At 43.6% G+C, this 23,731-nt stretch carries 20 protein-coding genes; 12 read left to right on the forward strand and 8 right to left on the reverse strand.

Annotation, left to right across the window (positions count from 1 at the left end):
• Positions 1-67: 67 nt before the first annotated feature.
• The 8 genes from AC04NP_RS12410 to AC04NP_RS12445 all read right to left on the reverse strand — a co-directional run bounded on the left by AC04NP_RS12410 (position 68) and on the right by AC04NP_RS12445 (position 8,710).
• Entirely contained in the window at positions 68-763 is a 696-nt protein-coding gene (locus AC04NP_RS12410; protein ID WP_482860073.1) for a sulfite exporter TauE/SafE family protein, read from the reverse strand.
• Positions 760-1,209, reverse strand: coding sequence for a FixH family protein (locus tag AC04NP_RS12415; RefSeq protein WP_482860074.1), 450 nt, complete (start codon positions 1,207-1,209; stop codon positions 760-762). Before AC04NP_RS12415 ends, AC04NP_RS12410 begins: the two co-directional genes overlap by 4 nt.
• On the reverse strand, positions 1,206-2,624 hold the full coding sequence (gene ccoG, locus AC04NP_RS12420; protein WP_482860075.1) for a cytochrome c oxidase accessory protein CcoG: 1,419 nt from the start codon (positions 2,622-2,624) through the stop codon (positions 1,206-1,208). Before ccoG ends, AC04NP_RS12415 begins: the two co-directional genes overlap by 4 nt.
• Positions 2,625-2,648: 24 nt before the next feature.
• Entirely contained in the window at positions 2,649-3,614 is a 966-nt protein-coding gene (locus tag AC04NP_RS12425; RefSeq protein ID WP_482860076.1) for a cbb3-type cytochrome c oxidase N-terminal domain-containing protein, read from the reverse strand.
• Positions 3,598-3,807, reverse strand: a complete 210-nt coding sequence (locus AC04NP_RS12430; protein WP_482860077.1) for a cytochrome C oxidase Cbb3 — start codon at positions 3,805-3,807, stop codon at positions 3,598-3,600. Before AC04NP_RS12430 ends, AC04NP_RS12425 begins: the two co-directional genes overlap by 17 nt.
• Before the next feature lie 2 nt (positions 3,808-3,809).
• Positions 3,810-5,951 carry a cytochrome-c oxidase, cbb3-type subunit I gene (gene ccoN / locus AC04NP_RS12435; protein WP_482860078.1) on the reverse strand — a complete coding sequence of 714 codons (2,142 nt, stop codon included), beginning with the start codon at positions 5,949-5,951 and terminating at the stop codon, positions 3,810-3,812.
• Positions 5,952-6,066: 115 nt separating this feature from the next.
• Entirely contained in the window at positions 6,067-6,264 is a 198-nt protein-coding gene (gene ccoS, locus AC04NP_RS12440; RefSeq protein WP_482860079.1) for a cbb3-type cytochrome oxidase assembly protein CcoS, read from the reverse strand.
• Positions 6,265-6,283: 19 nt separating this feature from the next.
• Positions 6,284-8,710, reverse strand: coding sequence for a heavy metal translocating P-type ATPase (locus AC04NP_RS12445; protein WP_482860080.1), 2,427 nt, complete (start codon positions 8,708-8,710; stop codon positions 6,284-6,286).
• Positions 8,711-9,155: 445 nt separating this feature from the next.
• Here AC04NP_RS12445 and AC04NP_RS12450 point away from each other — a divergent pair, with 445 nt between their 5' ends.
• From AC04NP_RS12450 to pbpC, 12 genes are all read left to right on the forward strand, one after another.
• The gene (locus AC04NP_RS12450) at positions 9,156-9,773 is read left to right on the forward strand and encodes a GNAT family N-acetyltransferase (protein ID WP_482860081.1); all 618 of its coding nucleotides are present in this window, start codon (positions 9,156-9,158) and stop codon (positions 9,771-9,773) included.
• Positions 9,774-9,783: 10 nt separating this feature from the next.
• Complete coding sequence (gene argG / locus AC04NP_RS12455) at positions 9,784-10,986, forward strand: argininosuccinate synthase (protein WP_482860082.1); 1,203 nt, start codon at positions 9,784-9,786, stop codon at positions 10,984-10,986.
• Complete coding sequence (argC, locus tag AC04NP_RS12460; RefSeq protein ID WP_482860083.1) at positions 10,979-11,956, forward strand: N-acetyl-gamma-glutamyl-phosphate reductase; 978 nt, start codon at positions 10,979-10,981, stop codon at positions 11,954-11,956. Before argG ends, argC begins: the two co-directional genes overlap by 8 nt.
• Before the next feature lie 10 nt (positions 11,957-11,966).
• On the forward strand, positions 11,967-13,124 hold the full coding sequence (locus AC04NP_RS12465) for an aspartate aminotransferase family protein (protein ID WP_482860084.1): 1,158 nt from the start codon (positions 11,967-11,969) through the stop codon (positions 13,122-13,124).
• A gap of 6 nt (positions 13,125-13,130) precedes the next feature.
• Complete coding sequence (locus AC04NP_RS12470; RefSeq protein ID WP_482860085.1) at positions 13,131-14,087, forward strand: N-acetylornithine carbamoyltransferase; 957 nt, start codon at positions 13,131-13,133, stop codon at positions 14,085-14,087.
• Entirely contained in the window at positions 14,065-14,844 is a 780-nt protein-coding gene (gene argB, locus AC04NP_RS12475; RefSeq protein WP_482860086.1) for an acetylglutamate kinase, read from the forward strand. Before AC04NP_RS12470 ends, argB begins: the two co-directional genes overlap by 23 nt.
• Positions 14,841-15,905: a M20 family metallo-hydrolase gene (locus tag AC04NP_RS12480; RefSeq protein WP_482860087.1), complete on the forward strand. Its 1,065-nt coding sequence runs from the start codon at positions 14,841-14,843 to the stop codon at positions 15,903-15,905. The genes argB and AC04NP_RS12480 overlap by 4 nt, the downstream gene beginning before the upstream one ends.
• A gap of 7 nt (positions 15,906-15,912) precedes the next feature.
• Entirely contained in the window at positions 15,913-17,208 is a 1,296-nt protein-coding gene (gene argH / locus AC04NP_RS12485) for an argininosuccinate lyase (protein ID WP_482860088.1), read from the forward strand.
• A 1,025-nt stretch (positions 17,209-18,233) separates the two neighbouring features.
• A complete protein-coding gene (locus tag AC04NP_RS12490; RefSeq protein WP_482860089.1) occupies positions 18,234-19,052 on the forward strand; it encodes a prohibitin family protein in 819 nt (272 codons plus the stop codon).
• 112 nt (positions 19,053-19,164) lie between these two features.
• Positions 19,165-20,451, forward strand: a complete 1,287-nt coding sequence (locus AC04NP_RS12495; protein ID WP_482860090.1) for a citrate synthase — start codon at positions 19,165-19,167, stop codon at positions 20,449-20,451.
• Positions 20,452-20,907: 456 nt separating this feature from the next.
• Entirely contained in the window at positions 20,908-21,162 is a 255-nt protein-coding gene (locus tag AC04NP_RS12500; protein WP_482860091.1) for an acyl-CoA-binding protein, read from the forward strand.
• A gap of 59 nt (positions 21,163-21,221) precedes the next feature.
• Entirely contained in the window at positions 21,222-23,612 is a 2,391-nt protein-coding gene (gene pbpC, locus AC04NP_RS12505) for a penicillin-binding protein 1C (protein ID WP_482860092.1), read from the forward strand.
• Positions 23,613-23,731 lie beyond the last annotated feature (119 nt).

Genomic DNA, 23,731 nt, shown 5'->3' on the forward strand with positions numbered 1-23,731 from the left:
CTGTAGGGACAATACATGGGTAGCCAAACGATAAATCTAAAAGAATATGTCCCTGAAAGACAAATCTTCAAGGAAGACAGTTGCTGATTATTTCGCCGGGGGCCGTAAAAAACGGGTTGTCAAAATTTATTCCGCGGATAATCAGGAATACACCCAGACCAAAAATCAGGAAGGGGACGATTTTTTTGACATTGACCCATGGGCGGAAACTGAAAATGCGGGTGGCAAAGGGTAGGATAAACAAAGCCGGCAATGTTCCTAAACCAAAAACCGCCATAAAAATAAACCCTTCCCAGGGACTGGAGACCAGCAGGGAATTCACCAGCGCTACATATACGAGCCCACATGGCAGTAGACCATTTAACATCCCTATGAAAAAATTATTCCTTTTGCCGGTCATGGACATTTTTCTGGAAAAAAGAAGTTTAATTTTGACAAGCAAGCCATTAAATACCTTCAGTCGCGAGAGCAGGGGAAACCGGCTGGCAAAAAATATGATGTAAATTATCAAACAGACACCCAGCAACACCGAAAGGTACTTTTGTATTCCAATCAATTGCGCTCCCAGTCCAACTGCACCAATAACGAATCCCATGGTTGCATAAGTGGCTACACGGCCAAGGTTATATACCAGGCGATTAATCAACACCGCATTGAAATGCAAATTTTTAACCGGTAGGGCCAGCGCAATAGGACCACACATACCTACACAATGTACACTTCCTCCCATGCCAATTAAAAATGCTATCCAGTACAAGCTCATGGCATAATCAGGGTAAAATCGTTGTAAAAGGCCTCACCTTCCTCTTGCCAGTCCACTTTGACCTTCCACAAACCTTTCTCCAGGGACCGGATATCAATAGCCTGCTGACTGGACCCATTCAGCTTGATTGGAATGGTAACATCTTTTCTCGCATCAGAAGGCCTGAAAAAGGTAATTTTACCTTCCACCCTGCTACTTTTTTTGACCGTTTGAGGAAAATGAAACTTTACATAACCGGCAGTTGCCTTGTTTTCAAAACTGACTTCCCTTTGACTGGCGTAGGTGTTATTGACCTTATCTATATGTTTCTGATAGTTGATTTCCTGCTTGTAATAATCCTTGGCCACAAGGAAGTAATCCTGCCTCAGACAGCCCACAACCAGGGCTATAATAAACAACATGAAGCCAATTGCCCCAATCAATATTTTTCTTTCAAATGTGATCATGGCCCTTTTACGTTTATTGGTCCAAGAAAATTGGTTTTAATCTCATCGATCAGTTGATCATCCTGATAAATCCCTAGGATAATTTTTGTTTTGGCCCCTGTTAGAACTTCTTTAGGCAGTTCAACAAAGAAGACGCCCTCTGTTTTTTCATTCGGAGGTACCATCAGTGCGCGTTCACCTACTTTTTTTATGGTGCCGTCTGCCTGATCTTTCAAGGTTACCTGCAGATTAATGGGGTCAAATGTTTTGTTAACAAACTGAATGTTGTAAAGATTACTGATCCGGTTATCCGGCTGGTTTTGGTACAACATACCCGGGACTCTCAATACGGTGGTTTCCACATCGGTTCTGCTTACCAGCAAAAATCCGAATACACCCAACAACAGAGTCAACACAATCGAATAACCGGCTACCCTGGCATTAAATCTAAACTTTTTCCCCGTTTTAATACCCTCATAAGAATCATACCTGATCAACCCTGTAGGTTTATTAATTTTAGTCATTACCTCATCGCAGGCATCGATGCAGGCAGTACAGTTAACACATTCCAACTGGGTGCCGTTTCTGATATCTATACCGGTAGGGCATGCGTGAACACATAGCTTACAATCAATGCAATCACCGGCATCAGTTTCGGGCTGGTTCTTTTTGAGTTTCTTTCTGGGTTCACCCCTTATCCAGTCATAGGCAACCACAACCGACTCCTTACTCAATAAAACACCCTGTAACCGGCCATAAGGGCAAACAGCAATGCAGGCCTGCTCTCTGAAACGGGCAAAAACGCCATAAAACACCCCGGAAAAAGCCACCAGTCCCAAAAAACCAGCCAGGTTTTCAGCAGGTGGCTTGGTTACAATTTCCCTGACCTGGTCAATGCCAATTAAATAGGCCATTACCAAATGACCTATTAAAACAGCGATGAATACAAACAGCAGTTGCTTGACCGTTTTCCGCCAGATTTTATTGAAATTCCAGGGAGATTTATCCAGTCTTCGCTGTTGGTTGGCATCTCCCTCAATAAGGTATTCAAATTTACGGAAAACCATTTCCATAAATATGGTTTGCGGACAAGCCCATCCGCACCATACCCTGCCATAAATCACCGTAAAGAGAATTATGAACACAAACAGGGTAATCATGGCCAGTACGAAAAGAAAAAAATCCTGTGGCCAGAAAGCCTGGCCAAACAGGACAAATTTTCGTTCAAAAATATTCAGTAAAATCAGTGGATGGCCATTAATACTTATAAATGGTCCGGCAAATAATGCTACCAGCAATATTACCGCAACGATGGCCCGCCAGGTATGAAATATGCCCTTTGGCTTTTTGGGATAAACCCAAATCCTTTTACCCTTCTCATCGACTGTAGCGATGGTATCTCTGAATTCCTCGTCAAACTGATATAACTCTTCCATTTAAAGCATCTCCGCATCTACATTTTATTCTGCCGGCAAACTATCACTTTCAGGGGTTGCTTCCTCTGGAGCAGCTTCTGCTTCAGGGACATATCGCTCGCCCTGCGGCTCCCTGGCATTGGGAGGATTTGTGCCTTCTACGGTCATGACGTAGCTGGCAACAGACCGCATATCCTCAGGACTCATTTGTGTTTTCCAGGAAATCATACTGGTTCCCTGTACGCCGTTCTGAATGGTTTTGAATATATTTTTAATACCCCCACCGTGCAGCCAGTATTCGTCGGTAAGATTAGGCCCTAGTCCTGGCAAACCTCCCGCATCATTCCTGTGGCATGCCACACAGTTTACATCGTACAATTGCTTTCCTTTTTCAATCACAGCCACTTCATTACTAAAGGTGACGTTATCCTCATTAATGGCATCCTCATCATCGCCTCCTCTTTCTTCCTCGAGTTGGGCGGCTGCCAGTAATTCATTTTGGTATTCCTGGATTTGTAAGGGAGCCGTTTTCCATACATGATGTACAGCCAGATAGAAAACCGCAAAAATGATGGTGGCGTAAAACAACCACTTCCACCATGGTGGCAGATGGTTATCCAATTCCTTGATACCATCATATTCGTGTGTCAATAGGACTGTTTCTTCCTGTTCAACAGGCACAGCATCTGTCATTTTTAATTTCAGTTTATCCCACCATGTCTCGGTTTCAACCTCCTCCTCGGTTTGTCCACGTTCACTTTTAATAATCATCTTTAAGATCGACAAAGTGTAAATGGCTACCACCAAAACCAGTATCATGACAAAAAACACAAGCGAAATGACCAGGTAGAAGATAAAACTCTCATTGCCGGATGCCGTTGGGCCCACATTCTGTGCAAATGTTTTAGCCGGTGCGCATAACAAGAGCAGCGATAAAATCAGTAATTTAAATCTCCGGCCCGGAGCGATGGCTTGTAAAGCGGCTTGAAAAGTATTAATTGTCTTGTTCATGCTTTGATCCGTTTAATGAAGTATCATCTGAGTTATTTCCTTCCAAAGGAAGCTGACTCATGTCGTTTATAAAGTTTTTGTCAGTTGTAAATACCCAAATGAGCAATACCACAAAGAAAATGAAGAATATGGATAACGATATGATCGGCCAGATCTCCACGTTATGAATTTGTTCGAAATAATGTTTAAACATGATTACTGTCCTCCTTTCGCCAGGTTATCATCTGTTTTAATATCAGTACCCAAACGTTGCAGATAGGCAATCAAAGCCACAATTTCTGCCTCTTTCCGGGTTTCAATTCCCTCTTTGGCCAGATTGTTTACGATCATCTCGGCTTGTTTGACAAGATCTTCATTAGCGATTTGCTCGTAGCCTTCCTGATAGGGAACACCTATCGTTCTGAGGGCATTGATCATGGATTTGGTTTGGCCCATATCTACCTGCTGGGTAAAAAGCCATGGGTACCTTGGCATAATGGAACCGGGTGACATGGACTGTGGATCATACATATGGTTGTAATGCCATGAGTCGCCGTATTTTTTACCTACCCGGTGCAAATCCGGACCAGTCCGTTTGGAACCCCATAGGAATGGATGGTCATACACAAATTCGCCGGCTTTTGAATATTCCATGTTATTAGGGTCATAGCGTAGTACCTCTGACCTGAATGGCCTGATCATTTGCGTATGGCAGGTAACACAGCCTTCCCTGATATAAATGTCCCTGCCATGAAGTTCAAGGGGCGTATAAGGTTTGACCGCCGCAATCGTAGGTACGTTGGATTTGATAAGGAAAGTAGGAATAAATTCGATCACTCCCCCTATCAGGATGGCGATAAGCGTTAAAACTGTAAACAAGACCGGTTTTCTTTCCAGCGCCTTGTGCCAGTATCCACCGGTAATTCGTTTTTTCTCCAAGGGTAAAGCTTCCGCCGGCTCATTGGCCATAAATGTTCCTCTCTTGGCAGTTTGCACAAGGTTGTAAGACATCATAAAAGCCCCAATCAAATAAAGCAACCCGCCGAAGGCCCTCAACATGTACATAGGAATAATCTGTACAACCGTTTCAAGGAAGTTTTTGTATACCAGAAAGCCGTCCGGACCAAATTGTTTCCACATCAGACTTTGGGTGAAACCGGCCCAGTACATAGGCAATGCATAAAATATGATTCCCAGGGTACCGATCCAGAAATGGGCATTGGCCAGTTTAACGGAGTAAAGCTTTGTCTGCCACATTCTGGGGATCATCCAATAAAGCATACCGAAGGTCAGGAAGCCATTCCACCCTAATCCCCCTACATGGACGTGGGCAATGATCCAGTCGGTAAAGTGCGCGATAGCGTTGACATTCTTCAAGGACAACATCGGCCCTTCAAAGGTCGCCATGCCATAAGCTGTGACAGCTACTACCATAAACTTAAGCACCGGGTCTTCCCGGACCCTGTCCCAGGCACCACGCAAGGTCAGCAGTCCGTTTAACATACCACCCCATGAAGGAGCTATAAGCATGACTGAGAATACTACACCAAGAGACTGCGCCCAATCAGGAAGTGAAGTATAAAGCAAGTGATGAGGGCCTGCCCAAATGTAAATAAAGATAAGCGCCCAAAAGTGAATGATCGATAGTTTGTAAGAGTAAACCGGCCGGTCGGCGGCTTTAGGTAAATAGTAATACATTAACCCTAAGAATGGAGTGGTGAGAAAGAAAGCCACCGCGTTGTGGCCATACCACCATTGCACCAGGGCATCCTGTACGCCTGAAAACCAGGAATAACTTTTCATAAAGCTCACCGGTATTTCAAAAGAATTGACCACATGCAATACCGCTACCGTCACAAAAGTGGCAATGTAAAACCATATTGCGACATACATATGTCTCTCCCTGCGTTTAAGAATGGTACCTATCATATTGATACCGAATACCACCCAGATCAGCGTGATGGCAATGTCAATGGGCCATTCCAGCTCAGCATACTCTTTAGAGGTTGTATACCCCAAGGGCAGTGAAACAGCCGCAGCGACAATGATCAATTGCCAACCCCAAAAATGTACCCAGGACAGCAGGTCGCTGAACATTCTGGTTTTAAGCAACCGCTGCAACGAATAATAGGTTCCTGCAAACATGGCATTACCAACAAAAGCAAATATGACAGCATTGGTATGCAATGGCCTGAGCCGGCCAAAAGTCGTGTATTGCAGATCAAAATTAAACACAGGATAAAATAACTGGATAGCGACGGTCAAGCCGACCAACATCCCGACAAGGCCAAAAATTACCGTGGCAACGGCAAAGTATTTAACTATTTTGTTGTCGTAACTAAACTTTTCAAGTTCCATAAATAGAAATGGTCAAATGATTAAATTCAATGCTAAGCTAGAGCCGGAAACAACATATTTTGATGATCTTTGTTATAAAAAAAACTGATTTATGTCATTGTTTCCCGCATGAACACTATTCTGATTTTTTAATATCATTTTTTTTATCAGAAGTACTTTTTTTAACTTTTTTTGACTGATCGTCAAACAGAATTCTTATTCCCGGAGAATAAGTGTCATCATATTGCCCCGATTTAACGGCCCATATATAAGTAGCCAGAAAAAATAAGGCAATACAAAGACTGATACATATCAAAAACACAATAATGATCATGATATAAACATTTTAATGATCATGGCGTAAACATTTTTCGTCTTTTTGCTGTCAACTGAATACTAAGGGTGGTAAATAATACAACCGAAATACTGCTTAGCGGCATAAGTATGGCTGCGGCAATCGGTTCCAGATATCCCATCACTGCCAGACTTATTCCCACAATGTTGTACAAAAAGGAAAGCACAAAACTGGCAATGATTATTTTCTTGGCATAATGACCGAAGTCCAGGAATTTATCCAGGAATTTCAAATTATTTCCCAACAAAATGGCATCACTGGCGGGGGTAAAGTTGGCCACATTATCGGTAACCGCTATGCCGATATCACTTTGTTTTAAAGCACCGGCATCGTTCAAACCGTCGCCTATCATCAGCACCTTTTGGCCACGACGCTGAAGTTGTTGTATGAAGTCGAGCTTATCTTGCGGTGACTGATTAAAATGTACATTATTTTTGTCTACATAATCTGCTGCAACGGTCTCGAGATCGCGCTCACCGTCGCCCGAAAGCAACAGGATTGCATAATGGTCTTTCAGCTTTTTAAATAAGGTCTTTAACCCGGGGCGGTACTTCGTACCGACATTGAAATGACCGTAATACATGCTGTCAATCATTATATGTACCTCGCCGGAAGCCTGTTGGGAGGGCCGTCCGTTCAGACCAGTAAATTCCGCCGATCCGACTCTGATTTCATGTCCACCCGACTTGGCACAAATTCCTCTCCCCGGGATCTCCGTATATTCCTCCATTTCAGCCTCATCCTGTACTGACGACAGTCCGGCATACACGGCACGGCTCAAAGGGTGCATGGAATTGCCCGCTATTTTTTTCACCATCGCTAATTGCCGGCTATCGAGCCTTTCCCCCTCATAGACCAGCCCCTGCTTGTCATTGTGGGTAATAGTGCCGGTCTTATCAAAAACGATGGTGTCGATTTCATTCAATTTCTCAACAATATCAGAGTTTTTCAGGTACAGAGACATCCGCCCAAAAACCTGCATCACGTTCCCGTTAGTAAATGGCGACGATAATACCAGGGCGCAGGGACAGGCCACAATCAATACGGCGGTAAACACAAGCCAGACCTGTGAAATATCGATAAAATACCAGCTTATCGCAGCCACCAGGGCAATACCTAAGACAATGACAGTGAAATACTGACTGATACGGTTGATCAACAAAGTTTTGAAGTCCTCTTTTGCCTTCTTGAACACCTCATTGTTCCACAATTGGGTAAGGTAACTCTGTGATACCTTTTTTATCACCTCGATTTCAATCCCTTTTCCCACTTCACGCCCGCCTGCAAATATATAATCGCCCTTCCGGAAAGAAACCGGTGCAGACTCTCCGTTGACAAAACTGTAGTCAATAACCGCCTTGTCGCTCAATAACCTGGCATCAGAGGGTATGATCTCACTGTGACGAATGTGCAGCCGGTCACCGGTCTCAATTTCTTTCAAACCAACATGTTTAGGTTTACCCGATTCGATCTTCGTTACGGAAATAGGAAAGTAGGACTTGTAATCCCGTTCGAAAGACAAACCCTCGTAAGTCTTGCTCTGCAACCACTTGCCAATAAGCAAAAAAAACAGCAATCCCCCAAGCGAATCCAGGTAACCGATGCCTGCGTCAAAGGTGATTTCATAGGCGCTTCTCAGAAACAGGACTGTAATGCCCAGGGCAATCGGAACATCGATATTTACAAAACCACTTTTCAGGCTACGGTAAGCGGAATAATAGTAATCACTGCTGCAATAAAAGACTACAGGAAGGGCTAGTAATAAGGACAGGTATGAAAATACAAATTTTAACTCCCTGGTAAATTCACCCGTAAATCCAAGATATTCAGGAAAAGCCAACAACATAATGTTGCCAAAACAAAATCCTGCTACGCCCATCTTGATGGTCAAACTGTTCCGGTTGGTGTTTTTAGCGGTCTCCTCTTTGGTGCTCAGATTGATTTCAGGGGGATAGCCGATGCTTTCCAGCAATAGGGCTACCTCCTTTAAGGATATTGTTTGGGGGTTAAAACTTACCAGGGCCTCCTTTTTTGAAAAATTCACTTTCACATCCAAAATGCCCTGTTTCAGCGATCGCAGGTTTTCAAGTAACCAGATGCATGAACTGCAATGGATGGCCGGTAGTTTGAGTGAAATGTTTTGAAAGTTTTCCGAAGAAAAGGATAGCAGGTTTTGCCGGATTTCAGGATTATCCAGGAAATCAAAATTAGTATTTTGAGGTTTTTCTTTCTGGCTAATCCCCGGATTTTTTTCCAGTCGGTAATATTGTGTCAGTCCGTTTTCGTGTAAAATCTCATAGACGGTTTTACAGCCATGGCAACAAAAGTACTGGCTGTCAATCTCGATGAAATCATCGTCGCATTCATCTCCGCAATGGTAACATTTTAATACCTGCCCTGTCTCTGATCCAGAAATTTCAATCATAAAGCGAAATTCACATTAGTACCGGATTTGGGTGCAAAGCTAAATCAAGGGGTTGTGTGAAAAAATGACCAAAGTCATTTTGTAATTTGGATTCATTCCAAATTTCCTGGTAAGACAGGGAGACGGGTTGAAAAAATGAAATGTTGGGGAATGGAAAGACGGAGGAATGGGATGTCGGAAGGTCAACAAAAAATTGCAAAACATTTTTGCATTTTAATAAAAAGTCTTTTCTTTGTATCTCCATTGATGAACTCCTTAAATTCACATATTGCACAAGACAGTCAACTAAGTTGTTCTTACACTACACTTAGGATAAGGAGGAATAGGCCCGTTAGGGGCTAAACAATTCTATGCGGGGTTACGTACCCTGCGCATTTCACCCGATTTCATTTATTTATATTTTCCAAAAGCAGCATAACCTTTTTACGGTTAATTCATCAAAAACATGAAAATAAAAATCACTGTCGCAGGACATCAACATACACCTTTTGCCGGTGAAATCTGCGATTTGTTAGCCCGGTCGGCCAAGGAACGAGGAACGGGCATTGCCAGGCGAACCATCGATTACATTGCCAAAAAAATGGAAGAAAGTAATGCAGTCATCGCGCTGGATGGCAACGAGGTCGCCGGTTTTTGTTATATCGAAATCTGGGGCGGTGGAAAATTCCTTGCCAATTCAGGGTTGATTGTTAAAGACCGGTACCGCGATCAGGGCCTGGGAAAAAAGATCAAAAACAAAATTTTTCAGCTTTCGAGGAAAAAATATCCCGAGGCCAAAATATTTGGTATCACCACCAGCATGGCAGTGATGAAAATCAACTCGGAACTGGGGTACAAGCCGGTCACATTTTCCACGCTAACCGACGATGAAAGTTTTTGGAATGGTTGCCAAAGTTGCCAGAACTACGATATTCTGCAAAGAAATCAGAAAAAAATGTGTTTGTGTACGGGTATGTTGTACAACCCCAAAAAAAATGGGCAGAAATTCAACTTCGGCAATAAAGGCAAAATCCTGAAACGTCTGAAAAACATTAAACAAAGTATGTTTCTTAAAAAGAAATAAAATCAGAGTTATGCAAAAAAATAATAAGGTAGTACTGGCATTTAGCGGAGGTTTGGACACATCATACTGCGTCAAATACCTAAAATTGGAGAAAGGGTTATCGATCCACGCGGCAATAGTGAATACGGGTGGTTTTAGCAAGGATGAGTTGAAGGAAATAGAAGAACGGGCCAGCCAACTCGGGGCAGATGAATTTGTGGTTTTGGAGGAAACTAAAAACTTTTATCACCAATGCCTGAAATACCTGATCTTTGGCAATATATTACGAAACAACACCTATCCACTTTCAGTAAGTGCTGAAAGGGTGTTCCAGGCGTTGGCACTGGTAAATTATGCAAAAAAAATAAATGCCTCTTATGTGGCCCATGGCAGTACCGGCGCGGGAAATGACCAGATACGTTTTGACCTGATCTTCCGGATCATGGCTCCGGAGATAGAGATCCTTACCCCCATAAGGGATCAAAAGCTTTCCAGGAAGGCAGAAATAGACTATCTGCGAGCGCATGGGCTAGACCAGGATTGGCAAAAAGCCAAATATTCCATCAATAAAGGGCTATGGGGAACCAGTGTGGGAGGAGATGAAACCTTGACCTCGCATCTGGCGCTTCCGGAAAATGCCTTCCCTACCCCACTTAAAAATACTGAACCCCGGCAGGTCGAAATTCATTTCAAACAAGGCGAATTATGCGGTTTGAATGATCAAACCCTTTCACCCGTCGAAGTAATCCGGGAACTGGAAAATATCGCACAGCCCTATGCCATTGGTCGTGATATCCATGTTGGGGATACCATTCTGGGGATCAAAGGCAGGGTTGGGTTTGAAGCTGCGGCCTCCTTAATTATTATAAAGGCCCATCACACCCTGGAAAAGCACGTACTCGGCAAATGGCAGCAATACTGGAAGGAACAACTGGCCAACTGGTATGGCATGATGGTGCATGAGGGGCAATTTCTGGATCCTGTCATGCGAAATATCGAAGCGTTTCTTCAGGACAGCCAGACCAATGTAGAAGGAACCGTGTACGTTGACCTCGCGCCTTACCGGTTTGGTATTGCAGGTGTTGAATCTAAATATGATCTGATGCAAAGTGATTTTGGACAATATGGGGAAATGAATAACGCCTGGACCGCAGACGATGTCAAAGGTTTCACCAAAATCCTGGCCAACCAAACAAAAATTTATCAACACGTAAAAAGCCTGAACCATGATTAAGGCAGGAATCATTGGCGGGGCAGGATATACCGCAGGTGAGTTATTACGCATCTTACTGCACCATCCTGAGGTGGAAATAGCCTTTGTGAACAGCCAAAGCCAGCAGGGTAAGCCTGTGGTATCCATCCATCAGGATCTTCTGGGGGAAACCCCACTAAAGTTCAGCGCTGAACCTAATGCCCATACCGATGTCCTTTTTGTCTGCAGTGGACATGGAAAATCCAGGCAGATTTTAAAAGAATATCACATCAGCGATAGCACAAAACTCATCGACCTGAGCCAGGACTTCCGGTTAACGGCTAATGCCGGTTTTGGTAACCGGCACTTTGTTTACGGTTTACCCGAGTTCAATAAAAAAGCCATCCGGGATGCGAATAACATTGCCAATCCCGGCTGTTTTGCTACCGCTATTCAATTGGCCCTTTTGCCTTTGTTGGCTGAAAACCAGGTGAGCAATGCCATCCATGTAAACGCCATCACCGGTTCGACAGGGGCGGGACAATCGTTGTCAGATACCACTCATTACACCTGGAGAAACAACAACATTTCGATTTACAAGGCTTTTAACCACCAGCACCTCGCCGAAATATCCGAGACTTTTGGCACATTGCAAAACAGCTTTAATTACGAGATTAACTTTATACCTATGCGCGGTAATTTTACCCGGGGAATTTTCGCTTCATCCTATACCTATTCTGATCTGTCATTAGCCGAAATAAAACAAATGTATGAAGCCTATTATGAAAATGCACCCTTTACCTTTATTTCACAAGATACGATCAGTCTGAAGCAGGTTGTGAATACCAATAAATGCCTGATAAACGTGGCAAAGCATGGCGACAAAGTACTGATTACCAGCATCATTGATAACTTACTAAAAGGAGCTTCAGGTCAGGCCGTCCAAAACATGAATTTAATGTTTGACATGGATGAAAAGGCCGGGCTTCAGCTTAAACCAAGTACCTTCTGATTTTTGAACGATGAATTTATTTGAAGTATATCCATTATTTGACATTGAACCTGTGAAGGCGGCAGGCTCCTATGTTTTTGACAAAAAAGGCGAGGCTTATCTGGATTTGTATGGGGGGCACGCAGTAATTTCGGTAGGGCACAGTCATCATTACTATGTCAATATGATACAAAAACAACTAAAACAGATAGGGTTTTATTCTAATGCTGTCATCAATAACCTGCAGACCGAATTGGCCTACAAACTGGGAAAGCTCTCCGGTTACGAAGATTACCGGTTATTCCTTTGTAATTCAGGAGCGGAAGCCATTGAAAACGCTTTAAAGCTGGCCTCATTTTTTACCGGGAAGAGCAAGGTAATTGCCTTCAATAAAGGATTTCACGGGCGTACCTCTGCGGCGGTAGCCATTACCGATAACCCTAAAATACAGGCCCCACTCAACCGGGGTCATGAAGTAACATTGATTGATTTGAATGATCGGACGGCATTGGAAAAAAAACTGAAAGCGGAAGATTGCTGCGCTGTCGTGATAGAAGGTGTGCAGGGCATAGGAGGTATTATCGAACCTTCGGCATCTTTTCTGGAGGCGGCAGAAGAATTGTGTAAAAAACATGGGGCCTTGCTCATATTGGACGAAATTCAGTCGGGCTATGGCAGAACAGGAAAGTTTTTTGCCCATCAATACGCTGGCATTCAGCCTTCTGTTATCACCGTAGCCAAAGGTATGGGCAATGGGTTTCCCATGGCAGGTGTGTTGATTAGTCCGGACATTAAACCATCATTTGGGATGTTAGGTACCACTTTTGGGGGAAACCATCTGGCCTGCGCTGCGGGTATTGCCGTACTGGATATTATCAAAAATGAAAGGCTGATTGCGCATGCAAAATCACTGGGTAGCTGGTGGCTGCAGGACCTGGCCAGCATCGAAGGCATAAAAAGTATCAGGGGTAAAGGGTTAATGATTGCTTTGGAATTTGATTTTCCTGTCAGGGAGTTGCGAAAGATTCTGTTAACAGAAGAGCATATTATCACAGGCTCATCTTCCGATCCCAACGTGCTGCGTCTTTTACCGGCCTTAAATATTCAAAAAGAAGAGTTGATACACTTTGATACTGTTTTACAAAACGTGCTGAATCGTATGGATCGTGTTGCGGCCATAGAAATCTGAGAAATTATGAAAAACTTCACATCTGTCAGCGACATCAATGATGTCGAAAGCCTTGTTAATGAGGCCATAGCCCTTAAAAAGGAGCCGGTTAACCTGTCCATTGGAAGCGGAAAAACTTTGGGTTTACTGTTTTTTAATCCCAGCTTGCGGACCAGGCTCAGCAGTCAGAAAGCGGCTTACAACCTGGGCATGAATGTCATGACACTTAATATCGATGAAGATGGATGGAAAATAGAATTTGAAGACGGCGCGGTGATGGACCAGGGAAGCCAGGAGCATATCAAAGATGCCGTGCAGGTGATTAGCCAATATTGTGATATCCTTGGAGTTCGTACTTTTGCCGGGCTGAAAAACCGGAAAGACGATTATCAGGAAAAGGTATTGTCCAGCTTCATTGCCCATGCCACCATTCCTGTTATCAGCCTGGAGTCGGCTACTTTACATCCGCTGCAATCATTGGCCGATTTGATCACCATAAAAGAGCAGGGCATTGTATGGCCAAAGGTGGCTGTTAGCTGGGCCCCCCACCCCAGGTCTTTACCACAGGCAGTGGTTAATTCATTCCTCGAATGGATCATGAAAACCGATGCTGAGGTAGTATTAACGCATCCTCAGGGCTATGAATTAAGTGAAAAGTTCACCCGTGGCGTCACCATCAATTACAACCAGGAGGAGGCCCTGGCCGGAGCAGATTTTGTTTATGCTAAAAACTGGTCCGCCTATGAATCCTATGGGCAAAAAATTTCAGAAGATCCGGCATGGACAATCACCATGGATAAAATGAAATTAACGAACCATGGCCGGTTCATGCATTGCCTGCCTGTCAGAAGAAATGTCATTGCCACTGATGAGGTAATTGATAATTCCCTGGTGATCAAGCAGGCTGAAAATCGTATTTACGCTGCACAAATTGTGCTGAAAAAACTTTTGGAATTACAACATGAAGGCGTTGCAAGTCATTAAAATCGGCGGAAATGTCATTGACGACCCGCAAAGCCTGAACAGCTTTGTGAAAAACTTTGTCCAGGTTAAAGGGCCAAAAATACTGGTTCATGGTGGTGGCAAAAAAGCCTCTTCCACGGCAGAGGCAATGGGTGTAGAGCCGAAAATGTGGCATGGAAGGAGAATCACCGACGGGCCAACACTGGATATTGTGACCATGGTATATGCAGGCCTGATCAATAAAAACCTGGTGGCCCGGTTGCAAGGCGGCCGTTGTAACGCACTTGGACTTACCGGTGCTGATGGAAATACTATTCAGGCCGTGAAAAGGCCAGTGAAACAGGTGGATTATGGTTTTGCAGGAGATCTCAATGAGCAGTCAGTAAACCGTAACTTCCTGGCGACATTGTTGCAAAACGACATCTGCCCGGTCATCTGTGCCATCACCCATGATAAAAACGGACAGCTTCTAAATACCAATGCAGATACCATTGCCACCAACATTGCCATTGCCATGCAAAACCTGTATCAGACATCACTTATCTTTTGTTTTGAAAAGCCCGGGGTGTTGTTGGATCCGGATGATGAAAAAAGCCTGATACCTGAAATCAACTGGGAGGACTATCAGCAATACAAATCTGATCAGATTATTAAAGACGGAATGATCCCCAAGCTTGACAACGCCTTTGAGGCCATCAGAGCCGGCGTGGCATCTATCACTATTAAACATGCAACGAATTTAAACAACGAGAGAGGAACAGTATTATATCCATCATGAAAATTGATCACGAGATAATCATCGACCTGTTACAACAATTAATTGCTTCCCCTTCCATTTCCCGGGAAGAAGATCAGACAGCAGAGATTATTTTCCGGTTTCTGGAGACATCAGGTGTCAGGGCCCTGCGGCAAAAAAATAATGTCTGGGCACAAAACAAGTACTTTGACAACCGGAAACCGACATTGCTATTGAACTCCCATCATGATACCGTGAAACCCAACCCCGGTTATGCACGCAATCCGTTTCTGCCGGTAATTGAAGCGGGTAAACTGTATGGTTTGGGGAGCAATGACGCGGGTGGCTGTCTGGTAGCGCTCCTGGCCGCCTTTCTGAACTTTTATGATGAGCAGGATCTACCTTACAACCTGGTATTTGCAGCAACTGCCGAAGAAGAAATCTCAGGTAAAGACGGCATCGAATCCCTCATCCCTACCCTGCCACCCTTAGCATTTGCCATAGTGGGCGAACCAACTTCCATGGAAATAGCCGTGGCAGAAAAAGGCCTGATGGTTTTAGATTGCCTCACCGACGGCATCGCCGGCCACGCAGCAAGGGAGGAAGGAGAAAACGCTATTTACAAAGCCATAAAAGACATAGCATGGTTTAGCAACTATCAATTTGAGGAAATTTCAGAAGTTCTGGGGCCTGTTAAAATGAATGTGACTGTGATTGAGGCCGGGTCGCAGCACAATGTAATCCCGGATAGCTGCCAGTTTGTAGTGGACGTGAGAACCACCGATGCCTACTCCAATCTCGAAACACTCGAAATCATCAGGAGCCATATTAGCGCTCAGGTAACACCCCGTTCCACCCGGTTAAATCCCTCGGGTGTCAGTCAAAATCATCCCGTGGTTAAGGTTGGCAAAAAATTAGGCTTAAAAACCTACGGATCGCCTACACTTTCAGATCAGGCCCTGCTGCATATTCCATCCATCAAGCTGGGGCCCGGTGAATCGGCCAGATCCCACACAGCAGATGAATTTGTCCTTATCCGGGAAATAACTGACGGTATCGATATTTATAATGCGCTATTGGGTAATATTGATAAACTCCATTAAAAAAACTATGACAAAACTTTGGCAAAAAGGATTTTCCACCGATAAGTTAATCGAACAGTTTACTGTCGGCAAAGACTATGAACTGGATGCATACATCGCAAAATATGACGTGCTGGCTTCGATGGCACATGCAAAAATGTTGGAAAAAATAAAGATTTTGGATCAAACAGAATTAAACCGGGTGCTTGAGGTTTTTAATGACATTTTGCGGGAAATAGAAGCAGAAAGATTTATCATAGAATCGGGCTTTGAGGATGTTCATTCCAAGCTGGAGTACCTGCTGACCGAACGACTGGGAGAAACCGGAAAAAAAATACATACGGGCAGGTCAAGAAATGACCAGGTCCTGGTCGCCCTGCATTTGTATATCAAAGACGAAATCAAAAACATAGTGGCCCGGACACAATCATTATTCGGGGTGCTCACTGAATTAAGTGAGCAATACCGAGAACATGTTATACCTGGGTATACGCATATGCAAATAGCAATGCCTTCATCTTTTGGTTTGTGGTTTGGAGCCTACGCTGAAACTTTGGTAGACGATCTGTATGTACTTGAGGCGGCTTACCGGATCGCGGACCAAAATCCTTTGGGGTCAGCAGCAGGTTATGGCTCATCCTTTCCACTGAATCGTACCTTTACTACGCAGGCGTTAGGATTTGAAGACCTGAAGTACAATGTAGTTGCCGCCCAGATGAGCCGTGGAAAGGTGGAAAGGTCTATGGCTGCCGGCATGGCTGCCATCGCCGGTACACTAAGTAAATTAGCGATGGACATTTGCTTATACATGGGACAGAATTATGGCTTTTTAACCTTTCCCGACCAGTTAACCACCGGCAGCAGCATCATGCCTCATAAAAAGAATCCCGATGTATTTGAGTTGGTGCGGGCCAAATGTAACAAAATTCAAATGCTGCCAACCGAAATCGGGTTTATTACCAACAACCTGAGCAGCGGCTATCACAGGGATCTCCAGCTACTGAAAGAATCGTTGATCCCATCGATAGAGACCCTCAAATCATGTTTACATATCACTGCGTTTATGCTGGATCAGATAATTATTAAAGACGGGTTCATGGAGGAGGAGCGGTACAAATACCTGTACAGTGTAGAGGCCGTCAACGAAAAAGTAGTCAATGGATTGTCATTCAGGGACGCTTATGTAGCAGTGGCCAATGAAATCGCCAATGATCGATACCAGCCTCAAAAACAGCTCAATCATACACATGAAGGAAGTATTGGCAACCTGTGTACCCGGCAGATAAAAGAAAAATTTGAAAAGGCTGCCAGCTTTTTCAAGTAGCTTTGATATGAAGCGGGTAACGGCAAGCGTCGACAGTTGTTTATTTTGTTGTTACCGCTCTATCCCGGTTTTTGCAGAAAATTCTACCTGCTGATGCGTTGTGCTGACTTAAGGTAAAAAAGTAAAGCCCTGATGACAATTACCAGTGGTATCAGGGCTTTTCACTTTGAACACTAACTAATCATGGATTGTTGTCCACAACCATGTATTTTTATTCGAAAACTAAACTAATTGCATATCCTATTTACCTTAAAACGAATGTTGACGGATCACCTAACTTCTTGTAAAGTAAACATCTTCATGATGTAATCCAGGTAATCTCCATCTCATCAACTCAAAAAAATTATAACCCCTAATCACCGGGCTAAAGAGCGCATTACCTCTGCTTTGACCTATACAATCTTCTCTTATAAACTCTACCACTCTACCACTCTACCACTCTACCACTCTACCACTCTACCACTCTACCACTCTACCACTCTACCACTCTACCACTCTACCACTCTTTTTTATTTCAATAAATATTGAAAGATTGTTGTAACATCTAAATATACGATCTTTTTTGGTATTTTCCCAAGTTTTAATTTAAAAAAAAACAGTTTTTTTATCTCAGGTTTTGAACAACCCCGGTAAGGAGTTATGAAAAAATCAGTGGCATGAACCAAGGGTTTCCTTCGGGTGCTTAAGTTGTGGAGTGCGGGTTGCAGGTTGAGGGGTTACGGGGTGTGGATTACGGAATGTGGGTATTAGCGACCCCGTAACCCCTCAACCTGCAACCCGGAACCCGCAACACGAATCCCACAGGAATTAAAATATTGGCAATCCAATAACACCCTACAAACAACCTGATGCTCAGGAATAAAGCATCAGCGCTAAGGATCAATCCCGTACTAAATCACAAATAGCCGAAACATACAAGCCCAATTCTTTGTTTTCCTACAAGATTTGCGAGTGAATTGGGGATATCACAAAAAGAGACAAAATTTTTGTAGTATATTCGCAAAAACAACAAAATTTAATGTTATATGGATAATCGAAAATTTTTGCCGTTTATAATAATAATTGTCGTAGCCCTGGTTGTTATCATAGGATTCTCTTCCAGTATTTTTTACACCATACATCCTGGTGAACGCGCTGTGATCTTCAAAAAATTCGGCGGGGGGTTAGACAGGGACAATGTAATTACGCCTGGGTTCAAATACAAGGCGCCATGGAATGACTTGATCCGGTATGACGTAAAAGAAAACACTGCGGAAGAAAAGATGGATGTTTTGGATAAAAGCGGATTATCGATCAATGTTGACGTAACCGTTCGCTTCCATCCGATATATGAAAGGATCGGATACCTGCACGAGGTATTTGGCAAGGCTTACGTAGAAAGATTGGTGGTACCCGAAGTGCGTTCGGCGGTGAGACAGGTCATGGGCAGATACACTGCAGAAGAAATCTATTCCACGAAAAGGGCCGAGGTTGAGACCACCATCGTGAGTGAGACACAGAAAACACTGGAAGACAATAATATCTCAATGAGGGCCTTATTAATCAGATCCATTATATTACCGGAGCCAATAAAACTGGCTATTGAGAGCAAGTTAAAACAAGAACAGGAAGCCCTGGCTTACCAGTTCAGGCTGGAAAAAGAAAGAAGTGAGGCAGAAAGAAAAAGAATTGCAGCAGAGGGAGAAGCCAAAGCCAATGATATTATCAATAACAGTCTGACCAATAACCTGCTAAAAATGAGGGGTATCGAGGCTACCACCAGTCTGGCCAATTCGCCCAATTCAAAAGTGATCGTGATAGGTAGTGGAGAGGGGGGGCTCCCGTTGATCCTGGGCAACAATTGATGCCCTTTTTATCTTGTTCAATGGTTTTAAAATCTTGCTTTTTTTAATTAATTTCGCCGGTGTCTTCACCGCCAAACTTGAAAATAATTCGCTAAAAATAATAAAATAGAATATGCCTAATTCAGCCGAAATAAAGATTGATGACAAGTCTTACCAACTTCCAGTTATTGAAGGGTCCGAACATGAAATAGCAGTGGATATAAGCAAATTAAGAGGACAAAGTGGTGTTATTACGCTTGATCCGGGCTATAAAAATACCGGTTCGACAACCAGCGCGGTTACATTTTTGGATGGTGAAAAAGGAATACTGAGATATCGAGGATATAGTATTGAAGAATTGGCTGAAAAATCGGATTTTCTGGAAGTCACTTATTTATTAATTTACGGAGAATTACCTACCAGGGAGGCTTATGATAAGTTTGTGAATGACGTCAAAATACATACCATGTTGCATGAGGACATCAAAGGGATCCTGGAAGGCTTTCCTTCCAACGCACATCCTATGGGTGTATTGTCATCATTGGTTTGTTCACTTACGGCTTTTTATCCCGAGTCATTGGACCCTAACCGGTCCAGTCAGGGCGTATACCTAAGTATTATCAGGATATTGGCAAAGCTGCCTACCATGGCCGCCTGGGCCTATAAAAACGAGTTAGGCCACCCTTTCAACTATCCGGATAATTCATTAAGTTATTGTTCGAATTTCATTAAAATGATGTTTGCCGTTCCTGCAGCAAAATATGAAGTCGATCCCATAGTGAGCGATGCCTTGAACAAGTTATTGATATTACATGCTGATCACGAACAAAACTGCTCCACCTCGACAGTGAGGATTGTCGGATCTGCACAAGCCAGTTTGTATGCCTCCATTTCAGCAGGCATCAATGCGCTGTGGGGACCACTGCATGGTGGTGCCAACCAGGCAGTTATCGAAATGCTGGAAAATATCAAGGCCGACGGAGGTGACACCAAAAAATATCTGAATAAGGCCAAAGACAAAGAAGATCCCTTCAGGTTAATGGGTTTTGGGCATAGGGTTTACAAAAACTTCGACCCCAGAGCACGGATTATTAAGAAGGCCGCAGATCAGGTGCTCGAAAAATTAGGTGTGGATGATCCGGTACTGGAGATAGCAAAAGGTCTTGAGGAAGCGGCGCTTCATGATGAATATTTTATTGAGCGCAAGCTTTATCCTAACGTGGATTTCTACTCCGGTATTATATATCGGTCCATGGGTATACCCACCGATATGTTTACGGTTATGTTTGCCTTAGGCAGATTACCCGGCTGGATTGCCCAGTGGAAAGAAATGCGGGAAAACCGCGAACCTATTGGAAGACCCAGGCAAATATATACAGGGGAAAATGAACGTGATTACGTTCCTTTAGACCAAAGGTAGCATAAACATAATCAATCAAAACCAGCCATACAGTAGCTTGGATTCTGCATAGGTCACTTGCTTTGCTCTTGTACATATGGCACCCAAAAATCCTCGGTCGGGCAGGAAAATGAAATATCTCAATGACCTGTTTTATCGTCTATATGCTGGCTAAAAATCAGGGGTTGATTTATAAGGACAGGATAACACCCTTCAAAGGTGCCGGTCTGATTCACAGATTTATGGATAAATATGGGCAAGTAAGTTGTTAACTGACCATAACTACGATCATTTATACAATCAAGTGGCACAACCCCAGGCGTGCAGCCGGGGTTTGTTAGCAAAGACAACTAAATTGGGAACTGTTGGCCAAAGAATCAGGTGTTTTCATCATGAACAACCCAGTAGTGACCGTTATGTTAAATTGATTGCTGTAATCTGCGGAAAAACTTATATACATTAACAATACACACTTTTATGAGTCTCGAAGAAAAGTTTAAGCAAGCTGTAGAACAATCAAAAGAATTGGCCCAAAAGCCGTCAAACGAGGTGTTATTAAAAATTTATGCCCTTTACAAACAAGCTACGGAGGGTGATGTACAAGGTGAAAAGCCCGGGGGTTTTGATTTCAAAGCCGCCGCAAAATATAATGCCTGGGAGTCGCTCAAAGGAAAGTCACCGGATGAGGCCATGCGTGAATACATTACGTTTATCGAGGAACTATCGCGTTAGAAAAGGTTAAATACTTAATTTTACCCTGCCTCATTTCGGTATTTGTTTATCTTTAAAGTGTGAATCGCTTTAGAAAGACTTTTGCCCGAAAAAAAGTAATCAGAGCGGGCCTTACCTCATTGCTGGTGATGATGGCGGTGATTTATTATTTTTCATTGCCTGAAAACCTGTTTGATGCTCCTACGTGCACGGTAATAGAAGATAGAAACGGACATTTACTAAGTGCCAGGATTGCAGAAGATGGCCAATGGCGCTTCCCTTCACCGGATTCCATACCGGAAAATTTTAAAAAGTGCCTGCTATATTTTGAAGATCAATATTTCTATCGGCACGTTGGATTTAATCCGGTCTCTCTTGTTCGTGCGCTGGCTCAAAACCTCTCTGCCGGGGAAATTGTAAGCGGTGGCAGTACTATTTCCATGCAGGTAATCAGGTTAAGCAGAAAAAACAAACAGCGCACGGTTTGGGAGAAAATCAAAGAAATATTGCTGGCAACCAGGCTGGAGCTAGCCTGCACAAAAGATGAAATCCTGAAATTCTACGCTACCTATGCCCCTTTTGGCGGTAACACCGTGGGTCTTGAAACTGCCGCCTGGCGCTATTACGGAAGAAACCCTTATGAATTGTCATGGGCAGAGCATGCGACGCTGGCAGTCTTGCCTAATCAACCCGGTTTAATCTTTCCCGGAAAAAATCAGGTACAGCTTAAAAAAAAGAGAGATTTTTTGTTAACCAAACTTTATCGAAATCGTGTTATAGACTCAATGACCATGGCCCTGGCCGTGGATGAACCGTTGCCAGGCAAGCCTTTTCCTGTACCGCGACTAAGTTATCACCTGATGGATAAGGTCATCAAAGACGGTAAGAAAGGACAAAAAATCAAAACCACCATCGATAGTAACTTTCAGAATAAATTTTTTAAAATACTGAACTTCCATCATCAAAGCCTGAAGGGCAATGAAATACACAACGCCGCTTTAATAGCACTCTCGGTAAGCACCGGAGAGGTGCTGGCCTACCTTGGAAATGTTGGTGACGGAAACGATGATGGGCATGCTGAACAAGTCGACATAATCAGCGCACCCCGCAGCACGGGAAGTATTCTTAAACCTTTTCTTTATGCATCGATGCTTGAAGAGGGTTTGATACTTCCCAAAACCCTGTTGCCCGATATTCCCACTTTCATTCAAGGGTTTGCACCAAAAAATTTTTCCAAAACCTACGATGGTGCTGTGCATGCCGATAAGGCACTCTCCAGATCGCTTAATATACCCGCTGTTCACATGTTAAAGGATTATGGGGTAGAAAAGTTCCATTATTTGCTGAAAAACTATGGTATGTCCAGCCTGACTTTTCCGTCCAGCCATTACGGCTTATCCCTGATTTTGGGAGGTGCTGAAGGTAGCCTTTGGGAAATTTGTGGTTTGTATGCCAACATGGCGCGTACTTTAAACAATTTTTTTAAATATCCTGAACCCCAACGGTATAATGATCAGGACCTCCATATGCCTGTATATGATTTGCAAGCCCTTCAGGAAAGCCGTAAAACAGGTAATCAGTCACATAGTCAATTTAGTGCTGCAGCCATTTGGCTGACTTTCCAGGCAATGCTCGATGTCTACCGCCCTGCCGAAGATGCGTCCTGGCGGTACTATGACTCATCACAAAAAATAGCCTGGAAAACCGGCACCAGCTTTGGATTACGTGATGGGTGGGCCATAGGAATTACACCGGCGTATGTGGTTGGCATTTGGGTGGGTAACGCTGACGGAGAAGGGCGTCCCGGATTAACCGGAATCAATACGGCCGGGCCGATCTTATTTGATGTTTTTGACCAGCTACCTGGTTCCAAATGGTTTCCGGTTCCAAAAAGTGATCTGTTAAAAATTCCCGTTTGCCGCGAATCAGGGTACCGGAATAACAAATTTTGTCCGGTCGTAGATACGATTTACAGACCCAAAAAAGGCCTGCTCACTAGCACCTGTCCCTATCACCGACTGGTACATTTGGATGCTACGAAAAAATTTCGTGTTAACAGCCAATGTGAAAAGATCCAAAACATTGTAAGTGAACCCTGGCTGATCCTGCCACCTGTTCAGGCTTATTATTACCGGTCTAAAAGTGCCCGCTACAAAAGCCTTCCCCCTTTCCGCGAAGACTGCAAAGGCCTGACAATGGGCCAGGGCTCTATGAAAATTATATACCCGGGGAAAAAGGCCAGATTTTTCATACCGCGTGAACTGGACGGTAATCCCGGTTCGGTGGTGTTTGAAGTAGCGCATGAACGCTCAAATACCAAAATATTCTGGCATCTCAATGAAAAGTTTCTGGCGCAGACGGTAAGGTCTCACCAAATTTCTCTACAACCCGATCCTGGCATGCATAAGCTTACTCTGGTAGATCAGTATGGGGAAGTTTTGGAGCATGTGTTTGAGGTGATTGATAATTGACAATTGACAATTAGTAGGGGATAGTTGCAAGCAGGGAATGGACGTAGGTGATTGACGGTAGATAATTGTCAATTGTAAATTGTCAACTGTCAATTAATAGTCGATGGTTCCAAGCAGGG

It is taken from the genome of Agaribacillus sp. DX54, assembly GCF_056858335.1.

What these genes read in the sequence shown, in the direction of transcription:
- AC04NP_RS12450 (WP_482860081.1), top strand. Translation starts at nt 9,156, where the DNA reads ATGAAAATAAAAATCACTGTCGCAGGACATCAACATACACCTTTTGCC.
- argH (WP_482860088.1), top strand. Translation starts at nt 15,913, where the DNA reads ATGACAAAACTTTGGCAAAAAGGATTTTCCACCGATAAGTTAATCGAA.
- AC04NP_RS12410 (WP_482860073.1), bottom strand. Translation starts at nt 763, where the DNA reads ATGAGCTTGTACTGGATAGCATTTTTAATTGGCATGGGAGGAAGTGTA.
- AC04NP_RS12470 (WP_482860085.1), top strand. Translation starts at nt 13,131, where the DNA reads ATGAAAAACTTCACATCTGTCAGCGACATCAATGATGTCGAAAGCCTT.
- AC04NP_RS12430 (WP_482860077.1), bottom strand. Translation starts at nt 3,807, where the DNA reads ATGTTTAAACATTATTTCGAACAAATTCATAACGTGGAGATCTGGCCG.
- AC04NP_RS12495 (WP_482860090.1), top strand. Translation starts at nt 19,165, where the DNA reads ATGCCTAATTCAGCCGAAATAAAGATTGATGACAAGTCTTACCAACTT.
- AC04NP_RS12480 (WP_482860087.1), top strand. Translation starts at nt 14,841, where the DNA reads ATGAAAATTGATCACGAGATAATCATCGACCTGTTACAACAATTAATT.
- ccoN (WP_482860078.1), bottom strand. Translation starts at nt 5,951, where the DNA reads ATGGAACTTGAAAAGTTTAGTTACGACAACAAAATAGTTAAATACTTT.
- argC (WP_482860083.1), top strand. Translation starts at nt 10,979, where the DNA reads ATGATTAAGGCAGGAATCATTGGCGGGGCAGGATATACCGCAGGTGAG.
- argG (WP_482860082.1), top strand. Translation starts at nt 9,784, where the DNA reads ATGCAAAAAAATAATAAGGTAGTACTGGCATTTAGCGGAGGTTTGGAC.
- ccoS (WP_482860079.1), bottom strand. Translation starts at nt 6,264, where the DNA reads ATGATCATTATTGTGTTTTTGATATGTATCAGTCTTTGTATTGCCTTA.
- AC04NP_RS12415 (WP_482860074.1), bottom strand. Translation starts at nt 1,209, where the DNA reads ATGATCACATTTGAAAGAAAAATATTGATTGGGGCAATTGGCTTCATG.
- AC04NP_RS12500 (WP_482860091.1), top strand. Translation starts at nt 20,908, where the DNA reads ATGAGTCTCGAAGAAAAGTTTAAGCAAGCTGTAGAACAATCAAAAGAA.
- ccoG (WP_482860075.1), bottom strand. Translation starts at nt 2,624, where the DNA reads ATGGAAGAGTTATATCAGTTTGACGAGGAATTCAGAGATACCATCGCT.
- AC04NP_RS12425 (WP_482860076.1), bottom strand. Translation starts at nt 3,614, where the DNA reads ATGAACAAGACAATTAATACTTTTCAAGCCGCTTTACAAGCCATCGCT.
- argB (WP_482860086.1), top strand. Translation starts at nt 14,065, where the DNA reads ATGAAGGCGTTGCAAGTCATTAAAATCGGCGGAAATGTCATTGACGAC.
- AC04NP_RS12445 (WP_482860080.1), bottom strand. Translation starts at nt 8,710, where the DNA reads ATGATTGAAATTTCTGGATCAGAGACAGGGCAGGTATTAAAATGTTAC.
- AC04NP_RS12490 (WP_482860089.1), top strand. Translation starts at nt 18,234, where the DNA reads ATGGATAATCGAAAATTTTTGCCGTTTATAATAATAATTGTCGTAGCC.
- AC04NP_RS12465 (WP_482860084.1), top strand. Translation starts at nt 11,967, where the DNA reads ATGAATTTATTTGAAGTATATCCATTATTTGACATTGAACCTGTGAAG.